The organism is Saprospira sp. CCB-QB6 (assembly GCF_028464065.1).
GTDB lineage: Bacteria > Bacteroidota > Bacteroidia > Chitinophagales > Saprospiraceae > Saprospira.
On sequence record NZ_CP116808.1, the window covers coordinates 3,837,482 to 3,856,018 of the forward strand.

The 18,537-nt window shown below is 43.7% G+C and carries 13 protein-coding genes; 4 read left to right on the plus strand and 9 right to left on the minus strand.

Features of this window, described 5'->3' with window-relative positions; translation table 11 throughout:
* Positions 1-174: 174 nt before the first annotated feature.
* Genes PPO43_RS14710 through PPO43_RS14720 form a run of 3 tightly spaced genes read right to left on the minus strand, consistent with a single transcriptional unit; the run spans position 175 to position 3,942 of the window.
* The gene (locus tag PPO43_RS14710; RefSeq protein WP_272619137.1) at positions 175-1,629 is read right to left on the minus strand and encodes a polysaccharide biosynthesis C-terminal domain-containing protein; all 1,455 of its coding nucleotides are present in this window, start codon (positions 1,627-1,629) and stop codon (positions 175-177) included.
* A 10-nt stretch (positions 1,630-1,639) separates the two neighbouring features.
* Entirely contained in the window at positions 1,640-1,945 is a 306-nt protein-coding gene (locus PPO43_RS14715; RefSeq protein WP_272619152.1) for a YbaB/EbfC family nucleoid-associated protein, read from the minus strand.
* A gap of 38 nt (positions 1,946-1,983) precedes the next feature.
* Positions 1,984-3,942, minus strand: a complete 1,959-nt coding sequence (locus PPO43_RS14720) for a M61 family metallopeptidase (protein ID WP_272619154.1) — start codon at positions 3,940-3,942, stop codon at positions 1,984-1,986.
* 506 nt (positions 3,943-4,448) lie between these two features.
* On the opposite strand from PPO43_RS14720, the gene PPO43_RS14725 reads away from it, so the two are divergent.
* The 3 genes from PPO43_RS14725 to PPO43_RS14735 all read left to right on the plus strand — a co-directional run bounded on the left by PPO43_RS14725 (position 4,449) and on the right by PPO43_RS14735 (position 8,430).
* Complete coding sequence (locus PPO43_RS14725; RefSeq protein ID WP_272619156.1) at positions 4,449-5,999, plus strand: SPOR domain-containing protein; 1,551 nt, start codon at positions 4,449-4,451, stop codon at positions 5,997-5,999.
* A 267-nt stretch (positions 6,000-6,266) separates the two neighbouring features.
* Positions 6,267-6,920 (plus strand): DUF4294 domain-containing protein, encoded by a 654-nt coding sequence (locus tag PPO43_RS14730; RefSeq protein WP_272619158.1) that lies wholly within the window; start codon positions 6,267-6,269, stop codon positions 6,918-6,920.
* 271 nt (positions 6,921-7,191) lie between these two features.
* A complete protein-coding gene (locus PPO43_RS14735) occupies positions 7,192-8,430 on the plus strand; it encodes a GAF domain-containing sensor histidine kinase (protein ID WP_272619160.1) in 1,239 nt (412 codons plus the stop codon).
* 67 nt (positions 8,431-8,497) lie between these two features.
* Here PPO43_RS14735 and PPO43_RS14740 read toward each other — a convergent pair whose 3' ends face one another.
* On the minus strand, positions 8,498-9,544 hold the full coding sequence (locus tag PPO43_RS14740) for a D-alanine--D-alanine ligase (protein ID WP_272619162.1): 1,047 nt from the start codon (positions 9,542-9,544) through the stop codon (positions 8,498-8,500).
* Positions 9,545-9,861: 317 nt separating this feature from the next.
* Positions 9,862-11,049 carry an acetyl-CoA C-acyltransferase gene (locus PPO43_RS14745; protein ID WP_272619164.1) on the minus strand — a complete coding sequence of 396 codons (1,188 nt, stop codon included), beginning with the start codon at positions 11,047-11,049 and terminating at the stop codon, positions 9,862-9,864.
* Positions 11,050-11,141: 92 nt separating this feature from the next.
* Here PPO43_RS14745 and PPO43_RS14750 point away from each other — a divergent pair, with 92 nt between their 5' ends.
* A complete protein-coding gene (locus PPO43_RS14750) occupies positions 11,142-11,870 on the plus strand; it encodes a nucleotidyltransferase family protein (protein WP_272619166.1) in 729 nt (242 codons plus the stop codon).
* A gap of 246 nt (positions 11,871-12,116) precedes the next feature.
* Here PPO43_RS14750 and PPO43_RS14755 read toward each other — a convergent pair whose 3' ends face one another.
* The 4 genes from PPO43_RS14755 to PPO43_RS14770 all read right to left on the minus strand — a co-directional run bounded on the left by PPO43_RS14755 (position 12,117) and on the right by PPO43_RS14770 (position 18,298).
* Positions 12,117-15,668 carry a T9SS-dependent choice-of-anchor J family protein gene (locus tag PPO43_RS14755; RefSeq protein WP_272619168.1) on the minus strand — a complete coding sequence of 1,184 codons (3,552 nt, stop codon included), beginning with the start codon at positions 15,666-15,668 and terminating at the stop codon, positions 12,117-12,119.
* A gap of 345 nt (positions 15,669-16,013) precedes the next feature.
* Positions 16,014-16,466 carry a carboxypeptidase-like regulatory domain-containing protein gene (locus PPO43_RS14760; RefSeq protein WP_272619169.1) on the minus strand — a complete coding sequence of 151 codons (453 nt, stop codon included), beginning with the start codon at positions 16,464-16,466 and terminating at the stop codon, positions 16,014-16,016.
* Between the two features lie 10 nt (positions 16,467-16,476).
* A complete protein-coding gene (locus PPO43_RS14765; protein WP_272619171.1) occupies positions 16,477-17,784 on the minus strand; it encodes a bifunctional folylpolyglutamate synthase/dihydrofolate synthase in 1,308 nt (435 codons plus the stop codon).
* Positions 17,771-18,298, minus strand: a complete 528-nt coding sequence (locus tag PPO43_RS14770) for a hypothetical protein (RefSeq protein ID WP_272619173.1) — start codon at positions 18,296-18,298, stop codon at positions 17,771-17,773. Before PPO43_RS14770 ends, PPO43_RS14765 begins: the two co-directional genes overlap by 14 nt.
* Positions 18,299-18,537 lie beyond the last annotated feature (239 nt).

Sequence of the window (18,537 nt, forward strand, 5' to 3'; positions counted from 1 at the left end):
CCTCTTCGGGCTTGCTTGTCGCAGCTCGCTCTTACTTACTTTGCTGCCAGCAAAGAGCGAGCTGCGATTTAGTTTGCAGTTCGACGACCGAAGGGAGTAAACGTAACGCAGCAAGGCGAAGACGAAGCGACAATAAGAATTTTTCGACGACTGAAAGGAGTAAGGTCCCCAAAATTATTTTCGCAATTCGAGTAGTTCTCGAAAAGAGAGTTGGCCGATAAGAAAGGCGCTTAAAAGAGAGGCAGCGCCGGCCAATAAAATTTTGAACCAAAAAATAAAAGGCAAAAATTGGCTGCTATAAAAAATACCGAAGCTCAATAGGCTGCCTAAAATAAAACGTAGGAATAAAGCCAGTGAAAAATAATTGCGCAAATTGGGAAAGTAGCGAAAAGTTAAAAAGATTTCGGTTACTGCGATAAAAAACTGAGTGATTAAGGTGGCTACAGCTGCGCCCAAGGCTCCATAAGCGGGAATCCAAAAAAAGTTGAGGCCAAAATTGAGTAAAACGCCAAAGGCGAAAAAAATATTCATTTCTTTTAGGCGGGCGGCGGCAGTAAGGAAGGTGCCAAAAATGTAAATTATTCCAGCGGCATTGGCCGAAAACAATAAAATTTGCAGTAAAAAAGGCGTTTGGCTATTACTGCTTTCATAAAGTGCGGGGGCGAGTTCATCGGCATAGAAAAATAGGGCGATGCTAAGCGAAAGAGATAAAAAACTCATCCAGCGAAAAGCAGTTGCCATCAATTGGCCCAAATCTTTGAGTTCTAGTGGCCGCAACAAGCGAGAAAACATAGGCAATAATAAGCCCGCAAATAAATAAGCGATCATATTAAAGGCATCGAGCAAACGATAGGCAAAAGCATATTGATCGGCTTCCAATTTCCCTTTTTCTATGGGCAGCAAACGCTCAATCATAACGGCATCCATACGGCTGTATAAAGTCATTAGTAAAACGACAAAGGCGTAGGGCAGGGCTTGTTTGAGCAAAATATAAATTCGCTTGGGCGAAATTTTCCAGCGCAAAGGGCCTTCAATTTTTTTGGCCAAGAAAAAAGCACAGACCAAAAAAGTAAGGGCATAACCTAATGATTGCGCTTGCACAAACTGCAAAATATTGAATGGGCCAAAAGGCTCGAGGGCCAGTAAAGTGTACAGTAAAATAATGAGCAATAATTTATCGAGAGCCGAAAGCAAACTATCGAGTCGATAAAAAGCCATGGCGGATAAATTGGAGCGCAAAAATAAAATTCCACTCAATAAAAATTGATTGAGTAAAATATAGGGCAAAATTTGCCAAGCCTCTTCGGTATAGCCCATCAAAAAGGCGCTGCCAAAAGCTAACGCAAAATAACTTAGCCCTAAAATGGCTTTGAGACTCAACAAAGAAGGCAAATAAGCTGAGCGCAAATTCTCTTGCTGCGAAATAAAACGGCTGTTGAATTGCAAAAGTCCCAAATCAGCCAAAAGTTGGAAAATAAAAGCAAAATTGAACAGACTAAAATAAAGTCCGTACTCGCCATCATCCAAGCGGTTTTGAACCTGAAGGTCAATTCCAAAAATATAAAATGGCTTTATCAGCAGGTTGATGCCCACCAATAAAGCCAAATTTAATAGAAATGTTTTTTTCATTACATTTCGCTTAGAAGCCGAACATTCCACCCAAATCGCCCATGCCTGGAGGCAAGATGTCTTTGAGCATGCTTTCTGTTTCGGCCGCTTCTTTTTCTGCTGCTGCAGCCAAAACGCGGTTCATGGCAGTAAGCAACAAATCTTCTAGTTCTTCATGATCGTCTAAAGAAAGCTCTGGATCAATTTTGATGTCCAAAATTTGACGAGCAGCATTGGCACGAATTTGAATCGCTCCGCCCCCAGCTTGAGCACTCACTTCAATTTGCGTGAGGCGCTGGCGCATTTTCTCTTGTTGTTCTTGAATATTTCCAAACATAGTAGTTGCTGATTTTTTGCGAAGATAAGGAATCAAGATTATTTTTCTACATCTTCTTCCAAAATGTAATCGCCCAACCATGCTTTGCGAATTGTCATTTGCTCTTTGCTTGCTTCTTCAAGTAAGTTGAGCGCATGTTCTTGTGGTACTTTTACTTTTTTGAGTTTTCCTTTCAAATTAACTTCTTGAAGGGCCAAGGGCTCTACTTTTTTCCCTTTTTTGATTTTGCGATTGCGCTTACGCATTTTACGCTTGCTCAATTTTTCTTCGCGCAAAACTAAAACTTCCAATTCGTAGCCTTCTTTGGCTTTGGTAGCATAAGAAGTTAATACTTCTTGGGCATTTATGGGCGTCAAATCTTTTCCGTCCCATTTTTTAAGCATATCGCCTTCTTGCAAGCCCAATTCTTTTCCAAAATCATCAATGAATTTTTCATTGGCAACCATCAAAAGACCTTGTTCTGGATTAAAGCCAATTCCACCATTGGGATTAAAGCCCAAAAGCGAAATTTCGGTCCGAAAACCATGATCGCTATATTCAATGCCGGCTTCTTTCATCAATTCTACATAAGGCAAAGGCTCGGTGCCCGCCACATGCTTGAGCATAAATTCTTTGATTTCGGGAAAACCACTAACGGCCACCATTTCATCAAAAAGTTCTGCATCCTTAAATGGTTTTTGAATGCCGTATTTTTTGGCCAAATCTTGCATCATTTCCTGAATGCCATAAGCGCCCTTAGACAAAATGCGCAACTTTAAATCAATTGCCATCCCAATCAAAGCACCCTGCATATAGACGTTGGGATATTGGTCTTTGTTTTCGTCCAAACAAGTTTTAGACATTTCCGTAAAAGGCAAATCTTTTTTGAAGTAGTCTGCCGTAGCCATTTTGGTCGACATCTCATTCAAAAAGTGCTCAGCAGAAACTAAACGCTGTTTTACTTGCACATGCTGAGCCGAATATTCTGTTACGCCCTCGTACAACCAAAGGTGCTCAGACATTTTCGGGTCGATATAATCGAAAAAATGAATTTCTTCCGAATGAATCGATAAAGGCGTTACAATATGAAAAAATTCATGCGCCGCAACATCCCGAACAGTTTGGGCAATATCGCCAGACTCGCCCTCAAATAAACAGTAAAAAGAAGAGTAAGAATGCTCTAATGCTCCAGCAGAACCCGACAAAAAGCTTTGGCCACCTTCATTTAAGAAAATTAAAAAAGCATAATTATCTACCGGAAGTTTTCCGCCCAAATAAGCACGTTGAGATTCTAAAATGGGTTGAATTTCCTGAACCAAATCTTTTGATTTTACCATGCCCGTAGGCGAATAAGTCTGAATCAAAACATCTGCATTCCCAACTTTGATCACCGCCGTATCAGGCTTGGCATACAAAATTGGCGCATCTACCAATTTGTGATAATCATCCACCTGAAAAATATCGGTGTCTTCATCGCCAGCCACTCTTTTCATAGAGGTTCCGCCAAATAATTTTTTCGGACGATCAATTTCAATAGTGAATGGGCGACGCTCTTGCTCTGCGAAAAAACCAAAAATACCATGGTTATTGAAAACAAAAACTTCATTTTTTGCATCAATATTGGTCCCCGCAGGCTCAAAAACTACATTTTCTTGCTTCGTATCCCAACTATCTTCTACTTGGTACTCAATGCGGGCCAATTTTGCGCCCTCTGCAATCACCCAACTGTTATCATCAGGATGCTTTACCGCCAATTCTTTTCCATTGACATCCAAAGCTTTAAAATTGGAAACAAAGCGACCAAAATCATAAATACTATAAGTGCCAGGCACCATTTTGGGCAAATGAAAACGCAATTCTCCTTGCGTATCAAAATCCTTGGGCTCTAAACTTACGGTCAATTTATCATTTTTCACCGCATTTAAATCCACTTTATAGTGGTAAGTTGGGGGGGCGGTTTGTGCTTGGGCCTGCCAAGCAAAGCCACAAAAACCAAGGGCTAAAAGTAATTTTTTCATAGTAAAAGGGTTTAATGATTTTTATATTTTGGGGCTGCCCCTCGCTTTGCTCGGGTCGGGCTGTGTCGTGGCTCGCTATTCGCTCGGCCCTGCAGTTTTTTTTCGCTTCGCTTCAAAAAAAACTTGGGTCTGGCCTTCGGCCACCACTTTCCATCCCTCAGCCGCGTCGCTTCGCGCCTTTGCGGCGGCTGCGCCGCCTGCCAGATGAAAAAACGATTTCGCAACTCATAATACTTCAAAAGAAAAGTTTAAGCGCCTTTTTTCGATTAAGCATATTGTTTTCTAGATAGAGCCGCAGCCTTGTTTTTAGTCGAAAAAAGAATAAGGACCATTTTTTTTTGATAAACTGTCCGCAATAACTAAATTTTTTTTCAGAGTCTTCTATTTTTGGACGAACTCAACTGGGAGCTCTTTCCCCATCATCCTACGAACACATTAAAAAACTAACTTTCCTTGAAGAGCGAATTTTTTCTTTTTAATGCGTTCAACTAACATTTATATATAGTATGCGCGTACTACCATTTTTAATGGCTGCATTTATGGCGCTTCCACTTTGGGGGCAGCAGCTACAACAAAACATCTATTTTGTGCAGTTGGCTACCTATGCCAATCCCGAGTACAAAGATTTTTCTAAGGTGCACAGCCAAGGCTACCTTTTTGCCGAAATGCAACCTACGGGCCTTTATCAGGTTCTGATGGGAACTTATAGCAATTATAATTCGGCCAAAAAGAAATTGGATGCCGTAAAAGCGAAGGGCTACAAAGATGCTTTTATTCAGCGCAGAGCGATTTCGGAGCAAGATGCCGTTTTTATTGTGCAAATGGCTACTTTGGACCAAAACGAAGATATTTATTGGCCCGATTGGGAGCGCCTAACGACTCAACTTAGTCTACAACTATCGGATAAAAAATTGCGCATTGCAGCTGGACCTTATTACAGCCAAGCCGAAGCCGATGCGGCCTTAAAAACTATTCAGGCTAAAGGTGGCCGCCAAGATATGATCGTTCGCCGAGTAAGCGAAAAAGCTTTGCACCCCCTCAGCAATTTTGAGCGTCAAAAATCAAAAAGCTATGGCAAAAAAACGGCGGTTCGTTCTAGCGTAAAAAGTTTGCAGTTGGCCCTCAACCAAACGGGCGATTATCGAGAAAAAGTAGATGGCCAATGGGGCCCCAATACCGAAAAATCGCTTTTGGCTTTTATGCAAAAAGATCGGACGGTCCAGAAATACCAGCTGTTGAGCCAGGACAACTTTTTTAAGGAAGAGGTAGAAAAGTATAGCTTGCAATACTATCTTAATCTGATTGACCAAGATCCAGTACAGGCAGAGGCGGGCCTCAAGCAATTTAAGCATCCTTTGGCCAAAGTATACCGTGCTTATATGTATCGCAATGGCGATCTTGTTATTGATAATGCCGATGCAACAATTAACCAGTTGATGCAAGCTGCCATTGGCCAAGTATTTATCAATTATCATCAAAAAACGCGTTACGATTTTAGCCAACAATATGCTTATGGCGATATTCGTCAATTGATTCAGCATTTGCGGGCCATTCATGAGGCCGTAAAAGATGAGCCTGATGTACCTTGTTGGTTTTTCCGTCGCCACCCACAATTAGCGGCAGAAGCTTTTGCGCCTTATTGGAATAATGAGCGAGATGAATATCAAATTTCTAGCGATTGCGGAAGCTTTTTGAGTATGCCTTCTATGCAATTGTTGTTGGCCATGACGCAGGATTTATCTGGCGGAAAAGAAAGTAAAGATTTGGCCCAACTCAATTTGCTTTATGCTTTTCCTAGAGGATTGGAATATGACCAAATGAAAGCTTTAGAAGCTTGGAACAATCGTATTTGGGAACAACTAGCGACTTGGAGACAGGGAGCTCCTTTGCAAGCAAATAGCTACAAAAGTTTGAAAGTAGCTTATTATAATAGCCTTAGAGAACTGGAAGATTATTTTATCCAAAAAGGATTTAGCAATCGGGATGCTAGAGGCTTAGGCTTGCAAACTTTGCAATTTGCGATTGGTTGTCAGTTAGATGCAGCTTGCAAAGGATAATTTTGCGGTTTTACAGGGCCGAAGGCCCGCAGGCTGAGGGATGGAAAGTGGTGCGGCGTAGCCGCAGACCCAGCAAAATGAGCGCAGCGAAATTTTGCGCAGGGCCGAGCGAATAGCGAGCCACGACAGAGCCCGACCCGAGCCGATAGGCGAGGGGCAGCCCATAAAAAATAGATCTAAAAAGTCGGCAGCAAAAAAACTGTCGACTTTTTTTGGGCATAGAATTAGTCTTTATGAAGGAATAGAACAGTTTTTAAACAGAAAATTATGCGCAACCTACTATATATCTTGCCTTTTTTGGGCCTAAGTTTTTTTGCTCAGGGGCAGCAAGATAGTTTAATTCGAGAAGGGGAATATTTTGGGACAACCACTTTTAATGGAGAAATTATCCCCATTTTAATTATTGATGGTGACACCTTACCTACGATTAGTGGGATTGATGTACAGGTGAGTCGAAAACGCAATTTTGAAAATAGAGAAGAGCGGCGGCGGTATCATCAGTGGCGGCATTATGCGGCCAAGGTTTTTCCTTTGGCCTTAGAAGCGGTGCGTTTGCATCGGCAGATGGAAGAAGAGACTCGAGGAATGAGCCAGCGAAAAAAGAAGAAGTACATCAAGCAGTACCAAAAAGAATTGACGCCCGAATATGAGGAGCAGCTAAGAAAGTTGACCAAATCACAGGGGTATATTTTGATTAAAATGGTGGAACGGGAGTTGGAACAGCCTTTTTATCAGGTGATTCGGAATTTTAGAGGGCGTTGGACCGCCGTAAAATGGCAGAGCATGGCATCTTGGTATGGCTACAATTTAAAAACGGGTTATGACCCCAAAGATGATGAGCTTTTAGAGATGATTCTCAGTGATTTGGACCTTTCGTATGAGTACGATATGTATAATACGGATTGGGAAAAAGAGAAGTAAAGGATGAGAAATTAAAGCGGAAAAAAAACTTTTCCGCTTTTTTGTGACATCTAAAAAGCTTTAGACTCTAATAGTAGACGGAATACTTAATATAATCTAAAATCGCTTTGAAATCGCAACAAAAGCGCCTATATTATTTTATACATACAGCTAATCCTGGGCCCAGATCTAAAATTGCTTTAATCTCTTACAATATGGTAATTTTGGATGTTGTGCTAAACAAACAACTCGATCATCTTTTTTCTTAAAAGATGTTTTAACTAGAACAAGAATGATTCCTGCTAAAAAACATAAACAAGAGGCGGCTCGTTTGGCCGCACTAGATAGCTACGGCATTTTGGATAGTCTACCAGAGGAAGACTATGACAACATTGTGGCTTTAGCTTCAAAAATTTGTGGCACACCCATGTCGATTATCAGTTTAATTGATGAAGATCGGCAGTGGTTTAAGGCCAAAAAAGGGCTAGAAGCGGATGAAACGCATCGCGATTTGGCTTTTTGTGCGCATGCTATTTTACAAGAAGAGGTGTTTATCATTGAAGATGCCAAAAAAGATGAGCGTTTCTGGGATAATCCCTTGGTTACAGGTGATCTGAATTTGGGCTTTTATGCGGGCGTGCCATTAGTGGGCAAAGAAGGTTTGCCTTTGGGGACGCTTTGCGTATTGGATCAAGCGCCTCGCACATTTTCTGAAGATGAAAAGCAAGCTTTAGAAATTTTGGGTCGACAAGTCGTGCGTCTTTTTGAGCTGCGCAAAAAACAAAGAGAAGCAGAAGAAGCTTTGTTGAGAGAACAAAAGCGGCATGCAGAGTTAGAGCGTTTTGCTCGAGTGGCGCTCAAGGACCTTAAAGCACCTATGCGCAATATTGCGAGTGTAACTCGCCTAATTTTGGCCGATGGGAAATTGGCCCTGCCCGATTCTAAGCGCCAGATGATGGAAAAGGTTTTGCAATCAGCAGATCGCTTGAAGTCAATGCTAGAGGGGCTTTGGAGTTATAATCACGCAGAGGATTATCTCCAAGAAGAGCTCAAAGATATTCCTGTTTTGCCCTTACAACAGCATTTTCAGTTGGCTTATGGGCAAAAGGCGCATTTGGAGTGGAATCTGCCTTCATCGGTTTATTATCGCCCAAAATTGTTTAAGGTTTTATTAGATGAGTTGATTGATAACAGCTGCCGTTTTGCTAAACAAAATATGGTTTGGATCAATGTCTCTATTAAAGAGAGTCGACGTGGCTATCATTTAATCATTACGGACAATGGCCCTGGTATTCCTGAAGAAGCGATGGGAAAAGCCAAAGAACTGTTTTTCTCAGAAACGGATAAGGATAAATATGGCCAGCCTTGCCACGGTATAGGGTTGGCGCTTCTAGAAAAAATCCTTTTAAAGGAGGGGGGAAGCATTGAGCTATCGGCAGCACCTAAAGGAGGATTAACCGTAGAGATTAAAATTCCACATGTAGATATTCTCGAAGCACAGAATAGCACTATAGATAAGGAGGAACTTTAGTTTTAGGACCAAAAAAACAGGGCGCTGGGAAATTTTTCCCAGCGCCCTGTTTTCATTTGATGAAGGACTAAAAATCAATAACCGCTTCTTCGGCATTTTCTGCCCCTTCTTTCCGTTTCTTAAAGTATTCACGAGTCACTTTTATACCTTCTAAAGAAGACATATAGGGAATTCCCCTTTCGTGATTTTGTTTGGCAATCGTATAAATAATTTTCCAGTGGTTGAACAAGCATTTATAGGCCTCTCGGATAGGCATTTCAGGATCATAAATATGGGCAGGCTCCGAGTTGGTCCCATTGAGCTCCATTACCTGAATTTTTCCTGCATAAAGATCTTCTAAAGAGGCGGCTCGACAATCGTAACGGCCAAAATAAAAGCCCTCAATTTGCTTAGAAATACGATCAAAAGAAGCTTCTAATTCTGGCGTAATTAGGTGGTTGCGATTGAGAAAAGCCGTACCGCGACAATGATTTCCAATTTCTACCAAGCGCAAAGATTTCCCCTTGGGCAAAACTTCATCCAAACGATCAGCATACTGCTTGAGCAAAATGTCCAGATAATATTGCCCGCGATCAGAAGTTTGAAAAAGCGTTTGTAGGTCAGAAACTCCATCGCCCACTACGGTCAAAAAACTTTTTTCTACCAAAGAATTCACATGACCTTTTTCTTCATTGGGTAGGCGATAATACAATACCCCAAATTCTAAGGGCATATTGACATAACTTTGCATCAGAATAAACTGATTGTGCTCGGCCAAATACTCTCGCAATTCTAGTTCATCATCAATTTTGGCCACAGCAAAACCGCGCTCGCCTTTATCGGGCTTCAAAATAAGTGGATAACTAAATTGCCCTTCTGCCACCGCTTTTAAGGCTACTGAAAGCGTATTTTCATTAGGCAAAAGCAAGGTTTTGGGGACAACATCCTCTGGCAAACGCCCCAAAATATCATACTTGGAATAGTCCACAAACCCACCCATATACATAGCTGGATTACTGGCACTAAAAAAGGTCATGGAACGTGCCTTGAGGCTGTACCAAAGGTAAACTACATAAACGGGGATATAAAAAAACCAAAAAGGCCAAAACTCCCATTTCAAGTATTTCTTATTCATAGGCTAACAGAATTCGTTGTCACATAATACGTCCACTTCTCTTAGATGGATTTTAAAGCGCTTCCCCCTAAGTTAGAATCTTTTTTTATTTTTTGGGGCTGCCCCTCCCTTTGGTCGGGTCGGGCTGTGTCGTGGCTCGCAGGTCTGCTCGGCCCTGCGGCGCAAAGCGCCTTGGTCTGCGGCTTCGCCGCCCCACTTTCCATCCCTCAGCCGCGTCGCTTCGCTCCTTTGCGGCGGCTACGCCGCCTGTCCGCTGCTAAAAAAAAACGGCCCTCCTTGCCAAGCAAAGAGGGACGCTTTTAGTTTGGACCGAAGAATTAGAGGCGTTCGATAAGCATGGCAGAGGCTCCTCCGCCACCATTACAAATACCGGCCAAGCCATAACGGCCATTGCGCTCAGTAAGTGCAGTGATCATGGCCATAACAATACGGCAGCCAGACATCCCGATAGGGTGGCCCATAGAAACCGCACCACCAAGTACATTTACTTTGTCGTGAGGAATGTTTAGGGCTTGCATATTGGCCAAAGCTACTACAGAAAATGCTTCGTTAATTTCAAAAACATCTACATCTTCTAGGGCTACGCCAGCTTTATCTAGGGCTTTGGGCATAGCCAAAGCAGGAGTTGTTGTGAACCAAACGGGCTCTTGGGCCGCATCGGCAAAGCTGCAAATCTTAGCCAAAGGCTTAAGGCCGAGCTCTTCGCATTTTTCTTTGCTCATAAGGACCATTGCCGCTGCGCCATCATTAATTTTTGAGGCATTTACAGCTGTTACAGTTCCCTCTTTCTTAAATACAGCGCGAACTTTTTGTACAGAGGCCAAATCTGTTACGCGGCTGTTGCCTACTTCTTCGTCAGTGTCTACTACAGTCACTTTGCCTTTACGTCCTTTGATTTCTACAGGAACGATTTCATTGGCAAAAAGATTTTTTTCCTGAGCAGCACGAGCACGCTCATAAGAAGACAAAGCATATTGATCTTGAGCCAAGCGGTCAATGTTTTTGCCTTCTGCGCAAACTTCGCCACAAACGCCCATCATATCGCCATTATAAGGGTCTTGTAGACCATCGCGAACGATGGCATCTATAACTTGGCCATTGCCATAGCGGATGCCCATACGGCCAGAAGGCAAGTAGTGAGGCGCATTGCTCATGCTTTCCATTCCACCAGCAACAACAATATCATTATCGCCTAACATAATAGACTGAGCAGCCAACATCACGGCCTTCATTCCAGAAGAGCACACTTTGTTGACTGTAGTGCAAGGTACTGTGTTGGGAATACCTGCAGCTAGGGCAGCTTGCTTAGCAGGGGCTTGGCCTACATTAGCTTGCAATACATTGCCCATATATACTTCTTGAACGAGTTCGGGCGCAATATTTCCACGCTCCAAAGCGCCTTTAATGGCGGTTTTTCCTAATTCAATAGCAGAAACGGCAGCCAAACTACCGCTAAGGTTACCAATCGCTGTGCGGCCCATGGCCACAATATATACTTCTTTCATGATAGCTGTTTTTAGATAAACTAGAATCTTTTGATCTGAAGACGGCCGAAATTAGTATTTTTTCGCTCATTTTTGAAGAAAAAGACCAACTTATGCAAGCGATGATTTTTGCAGCGGGTTTGGGCAGCCGTTTGGCGCCGCTTACCGATCACTGTCCAAAAGCTTTAGTTTCCTTGGGAAATCAGCCAATTATACAATATTGGATAGATCGCTTATTGAGGACCAATTGTCAGCAGTTGATTGTAAATGTGCATAGCCATGCGCAGCAGCTAATTGATTACTTAGAAGCTTTAGAGCTTCCTTTTCCGCTTATCATTTCGGATGAGCGAGCTGAACTTTTAGAAACAGGAGGAGGATTGCGGCAGGCGGCGCGGCTTTTATTGCCCGATCAACCTTTATTTTTGCTCAATGCGGATATCTACTGCAATTTTGATTTTGAGCGGGCGCTTGATTTTTGGCAAAAGAAAGGGCCTGCTTTAGGGCTTTTGGCCATGCGGGAAAGATCGTCTAGCCGCCAATTATTATTTGTAGAAGGGGAGTTGGTGGGTTGGCAGAACAAAAAAACGGGGGCTTATCGTTGGGCTCGATCGTTAGAGCAAGAAGAGGCATCGGCTTATGCTTTTTCTGGAATTAGTTTGTTGGGGCCTGCGGCTTTTTCATTATTAGCTGGACCAAAGGCTAAATTTTCTATTATTGATTTCTTTTTAGAATGGGCCAAAACAGATTGTTTGTTGGCCTATTTGCATCAGGAAGAAGATTGGTTTGATATAGGTACGCCAGCGCGTTTGGCCCAGGCCGAGGCTTATTTGCTTGGGCAATAGAGTTGGTCCAACTGGCCCGTAGGGCCAGTGCGGGCCAAAGGCCCGCCATGGCCTAGCGATGTGCAGCAGTGGCCCGAAGGGCCAGACCAAGGCGCTTTGCGCCGCAGGGCCGAGCGAGTAGCGAGCTGCGCAACGTAGCGCCTGCCGCAGGCAGGAGGCCCCAAAAAAGCCCCTCTACAAGAAAACTTGCAGAGGGGCCGTCTATTTTAGCACTCATTAAGGAGTGTTTTGCTAAAACGATATTATTTATCGTTTAATCACCAAAGGCTGAGTTGTTTGTGTACCAGCTTCTGTATCGATGATACGGAGGGTATACATAGCAGGCGCTAGTTTGGCTGTAGGGATGGTGTAGCTTTGCTGTCCAACTTGGTTAATTGCCTGACGATAGACGATTTGACCGTGGATGCTTACAATTTGGAGTTCCAGATTGCGGCTTTCAGTTAGGTCAAAGCTAAGCGTCACTTGTTGGTCGGCAGGGTTGGGGTAGAGCTGGATTTGCTCTAGACCAGCCACATTAGTCACTGCGACAACAATTGTTACTGAAGCGCTGTCTTGGCAACCATTGGCATCAGTTACGGTAACTGTTTGTAGGCCAGTAGCGACAACTGTATCGCTAGTAGAACCATTGGTCCAAAGGTAGCTGTAAGGACTAGTACCGCCAGTAACATCGGCAGTTGCTGTGCCGTCGCCATTGTCAGTGGTGGTAGTAACTAGGGCTGCGGGTTCAGAGATAGTTACTGTAGCAACATCTGAACAACCTAGGCTATCCGTAACGGTTACCGAGTAGCTTCCTGCGGCAAGATTGCTGGCTACAGCTGTTGTTTGGTTGGCTGCGGCGCTATCCCAAGCGTAAGTATAGGGAGCAATGCCTAGAGTAGCAGCAGCAGTTGCTTCGGCTGTGGCATCTCCATTACAGGCAATATTAGTTGTCGTCAAAGCGCCAGCGGTAATATTTGAGGCTGTAATGCTAAAGCTAGCCGTATCGTTATTTGCATCTATGTCGCCAGTAAGGCTAATTGTTGCAGTGAGTGTGGTATTTCCTGAAGGCGCAGGGAAAGGACCGACAGTTACGGTAGCAGAATCGCCTGCGGGAATATTTGTTGCTGATCCAGAAGCGATAGGAATAGGAATACCACTAGCTGTTACGGTATAGGTTACTGTAGCGGCAGTATCTGTGCCTAGGTTGTAAATGACAACTTGTCCAGAAACATTGCTACCTGCATTACAGTAAGTAGGCATGAGGCCAGCAATAGCAACAGAAGCATCGACAGTAGAGGCACAGTTGGTCCGGCTAATATCTAGCTGGAAAGCCCCTGTATTGCTTGAAAAGCCTTCAACAAGGATGAAAATAGTGTCGCCCTCGTTATAAGTAGTATCGTTTGTGATATCGAGGCCTAGCATAGAGGTGCGATAGACTGTTCCTCCATCATCGTCACTGTCTAGTAGGGTACTAGCATCTGCAGCATAAATACGGAGGTAGGTATCGAAAGAAGAGTTACTCAAATCGATGTAAAGAGAATCTGTACAAGGTTCAATTACATACATAAACCAAGCATCTCCAGCCGCATTTCCAATTGTATTGTTAAAGCAATCAGTATTCCCTGTAAAAGAGGCGGGGGCAGCACCTACAACAGTTGCTCCAGATGCAGAATCATTGGGGTAGGTAATTGCGCTACTGCTAATATCAAGCACGTAATTACCGCTATTGCTAGCGGCACCTTCTACCAAAATATAGATGGTATCTCCCTCATTATAATTAGCATTGTTTAAAACGCTAAAGGTTAGGCTAGAGGTATTATTGACTCCACTATTATCGTCGCTATCTAGCAAGCTGCTATCAGCTGCATAAATACTTAGGTAAGTGTCAAAATTAGAGCTGTCTAATCCGATAAACACAGAATCTGTACAAGCTTCAATGATATATTGGAACCAAACGTCATTAGAGGCATTCCCCATTGTGTTGGTATAGCAAGCTGTATTACCTGCATTGTTGTAGGGAAGACCATTGATAAGAAGAGGAGCACTCATTGAGTCCCCTACAGCAGGACTGCCAAAGGTAGCTGTAAAGTCTAGCACATAATTTCCTACGCTTGTTGTGCTATATCCTTCGACTAAGATATAAATCGTATCGCCCTCATTGTAGTCTGTGTTTCCGCTTAGGGCTAGCTCTAAGCGAGAAGTAGGAGTACCCGATACAATATCATCATTATAATCTAAAACGGTACTGCCATCTGCTGCAAGTACAGAAAGGTACGTATCAAAATCAGAGCTATCTAAACCAATGTACAAAGAGTCTGTACAAGCCGGAATCACATAGCTAAACCAAACATCAGGTGATGTGCGGCGAGCAGTTTCTGTATAACAAACGCCAGTATTCCCTGTCATGCTAAATGTAGGGCTGTTGATTGGAATTGCTAAGTGGATAGAATCCCCGGCAGGAACAGCAGTACAGCTAGTCGCAAAAGCAACAGGGCCAACCCAGTTAGAAGTGCTAGCATTATTGCCTGCAGGCGTGTAGCTGCCAGCAGGGTAGACAGAAGCACAACTACCATTATCCGAACAACCATCATTGGCGTTAGGGCCAGAAAAGGTCCAATCTGCAGCATTGAATGTTGCAGAAGGAGCAGCTGTACCCATACGATAAGCCCAACCATCTAGGTATTCCCAAGCTTGGCCAGTACCATCTACGTTTACATCACCAAAAAGATCAATGACTGTCGTATTTTCATAAAGCTCAATAGCATCATCTCCATTAACGTTTACAGTACCATCAATGATGTCTGCATCAAAGCCCATATAATCACGAAAACCAGCAGAATCACTCGCTACATAAATACGAGTACCTGCAGTGGCCGGACCAGAAGGGAAATTCATTTCTGGACCTGCAGTTGTTCCACTACCATTGTTGGCAGAACTTAAACCATAAATAGAGAGATCAGCTACGTCATTGACAACAACCACCTCAACAAATTTAGGCGTGCCACCAGTTAGGGGACCGTCCATAATTCCAGCAATGGCTAGATTGGTAGTAGATCCTGTGCCAGCACTACAATAATCGCGAACATAAGCCTCATAAGCTGTAGCAGGCGTTAAACCAGTAGCCGTATAAGGATTGGCCGCAGTAACAGTGCCAGAATTAGGCGTGCCACCAGCAGGAACAATAGCAATCTCCGCCTGAGCTGCACCACCAGAAGTCCAAGCTAACTCAGCTGAGTTAGTTGTTACATTACTTACCGACAAAGCAGACGGATCCAAACAAGGAGGAGCTCCAATCGTTACATCATCAATAAACCAACTATCTCCATCATCTTGCTCCATCACAAAAGCAACATAGATAGATTGGCCCACATAAGCACTCAAATCTACTACTTTAGAAGTATAAAAGGTTGTAAAGTCAGTTTCTACCTGTGTATCGACAATAGTAAAAGTCGTTGTGTCTGTCTGTGAAGTTGTAGATACCCGAATCGTGAAGACGGAACCATAGTCAAAGGTAATACCTTGTTTTTGATAAAATGTAAGATCACTATTACCTGAAGTAATAGCTACGGCAGGCGTTACCATCCAGTCGACCGCATTACCGCCAGTTACATTTTCATAGCGAACATAAGCCGCTTGCGAACCTGTATTTGATGTAGTAGAGGCCTGCCAAGACTGGGCTGTGCCAATACCATTATCAAAAATAGCCCAACCCGTAGGCGGCACGCTACTCTCAAAATCCTCACTCAACTGAGCGGATAACATACCGCTAGAAAAGCAAAGACCCAAAAAGAGCAGCCAACTCAATTGTAGTTTTTTCATAAATAAGTGTTGTTGTAAAAAAGTTAGAAAATTAGGGCTACAAAATTATTAAACCAATTAGGCTCGATAGTTTTTTAAGCCCAAAACTCCTCTAATATACACTATTGTTATGAACTTGTAAAGCTTCTGTTTGAAACAGTCTGCTCTTTTTGGGGGCTGCCCCTCCCTTTGGTCGGGTCGGGCTGTGTCAGGGCTCGCAGGTCTGCTCGGCCCTGCGCTTTTTTCGCTTTGCTCAAAAAAGCTGGGTCTGGCCCTGCGGGCCACCCTTATCCATCCCTCAGCCTGCGGGCCTTCGGCCCTGCTAAACCTAAAAGGGCAGCCTTAAGGCTGCCCTTTTCTATGCACTTACTCTTTTCGAGACCAAAATTTCCAAAATGGCCGCTTTCGCTTCCGCTTGCTGGGTGTTTTTTGTGGCTTATATCTAGCCAAAACTTCTTGCAGCTCTAGCTTCAAACTGTCATTCATCAAAAAACTTTGCCCCTCCATCCCAATTTCTAAAGTCAAAAGGTCCAAAGGCGCTAACTTAACTTCTGTAACCCAAAGCAAAGCATAACCTTCTTTTTGCCCCTGCAAAATATATTGCCCCGGCGGAATATTATAAATAGAAAACTGCCCTTTGCTATTACTCTCCGCACTCAACTTCAATGCCCCATCTAAGGTCAGCAAACTTAGCTGCATCGCTTCTACAGGATCACCAGAAAGTTCATCATAAATACGACCACCAATAGCTCCCTCTTCCTGCCCCCAAAGCGGAAGAATCCAAAAAAAACAGATAAATAGGAAAAGGGATTTAGGCATAAGCATAGGATTATAAAATTTCGGCGACTACAAAAATACTGCCTCCAACAAAAATAATATCATCTTTTTGGGCCACTGCTTTGGCCGCCGCCAAAGCCTGCGCTACACTCTCGTAAGCCTGTCCCATTAAGCCAAAACTAGCCGCTTCTTGGGCCAATTGATCCGCCGCTTTAGCTCTAGGAATCTGAGCCGCAGCAAAATAATAATTCGCCTCCTTGGGCAGGCTACTCAAAATCTTTTCGGCTGATTTATCCCGAACCATCCCAAAGACAAAATGCAGTTGCGCATATTCCATTTTGGCCAACATCTGTCCCAAATAACGCAAACCATCTACATTATGGGCTGAATCACAAAGCAACATGGGCGGGCCCTCTTCTAAAAGCTGCCAACGGCCCATAAATCCCGTTAAGGACCGAATATTCGCTAGGGCAAACTTTATTTTCTCCTCCGAGATGTCAATAAGCTGCTTTTCTTGCATTAGGTGCAAGGCAGCCAAGGCCAAACGCAGATTGAAAAACTGAAAATCTCCTGCTAGGTCCAGAAAAATATCTGCCGAATCCGCCGATTTGTATTGGTAGCCATACTGCCCACCCAATAAGTTTTCTTCGCCTTTTTCGAGTTGGACCAATTCTTCGGCATAATAAAGCGGCGCCTGCTCGGCTTTGGCTTTTTGCGCAAAAGCTTGAGCAATTTCTTCGCTTTGCCGCTCGCCAATAATGACTGGGGTTTGGGCCTTAATAATGCCCGCCTTTTCGCCTGCAATTAGCCCTAAACTTTCGCCCAAAATATCACTATGGTCCCAACCAATATTCGTAATGAGGCTGAGCTCAGGCGAAATAATATTGGTGGAGTCTAAACGTCCCCCCAAACCTGTTTCAATAATGGCCCAATCTACTTTTTGTTGTGCAAAATAATGAAAGGCCATGCCTACGGTCAACTCAAAAAAGGAGAGTTGCTGGCCCAAAATAAACTCCTTTTGCTCCGCTACAAAATTGATTACCTCTTCCTCTGAGATGTACTGCCCGTTAATTTTTATTCGCTCTCTAAAGTCTTTATAATGGGGCGAACTATAGACGCCCACTTTATAGCCCTGCGCTTGTAGCAGACCCGCCAAAATATGGGTGGTTGACCCTTTGCCATTAGTGCCTGCAATATGGACCGAGCGAAACTTCTTTTCGGGAGCGCCCAAGCGTTCCGACAAGCGCCAACTGTTGTCTAAGGTCTTTTTAAAGGCGCTGCTGCCTTGCCGCTGAAACATGGGCAGCTGGGCGTATAAAAAATCTAGGGCCTCTTGATAAGGGCGGTTATTCTTCTTCATTCGTTTGTCTTAAGGTCAGACTGATTACCGTATAACTTTTACTGGTCAATTTGTCAATTTGGGCTGTGAAGCCATCTTGCAACAAGAGCGGTTGATTGTATTCAAAATTGGGGGCTCTGCGCCCAAATAGCTCGGCATAGTTGCCCAACATACTGAGCTGAGGATGCGATTGGCCCAATTGTAAGAAAATGCCGGCCAAAAGTCTAGCGCAAGCGCTAGGCGGTAAATCAGCAGGAATGGGGTCTTGGCTATCGTCTATCTCAAAATGCAGTTCTTGGACCAAATCCTTGCAACCTTTTTGTAAAAACCGAACCTTAATCGGATAGCGCAAAATGCCATTGAGCTCAAAGTTTTCGCTAGAGCCGCCCTCAAAACTTTCATATTGATAGTTTTTGATGAGCGAAAGATCTTCGGGAAAAACAGCTGGAAATTCAGTAAAGGTACAGCCTTTTTCCTCGCCCTTACAAGACCAAAGCAGCCCAAGCAGCAATAGTCCCAAACATAGTTTTTTCATGAATGTAGTCATTGTTTTGAGGGAGCAAATTAGCATTTTTTTGCCCTTTTCTAAAATCCTTTGGGGCTTATGTATTGGGCCAAGAGCTCCTTGGCCTAGCGATGTGCAGCAGTGGCCGAAGGCCAGACCAAGGCGCTTTGCGCCGCAGGGCCGAGCGAAGAGCGAGCTGCGAAACGTAGCGCCGACGAGCGAAGCGAGGCGGAGGCCCCAAAAACAGCAGGGTGCTGCGACAACAAGCC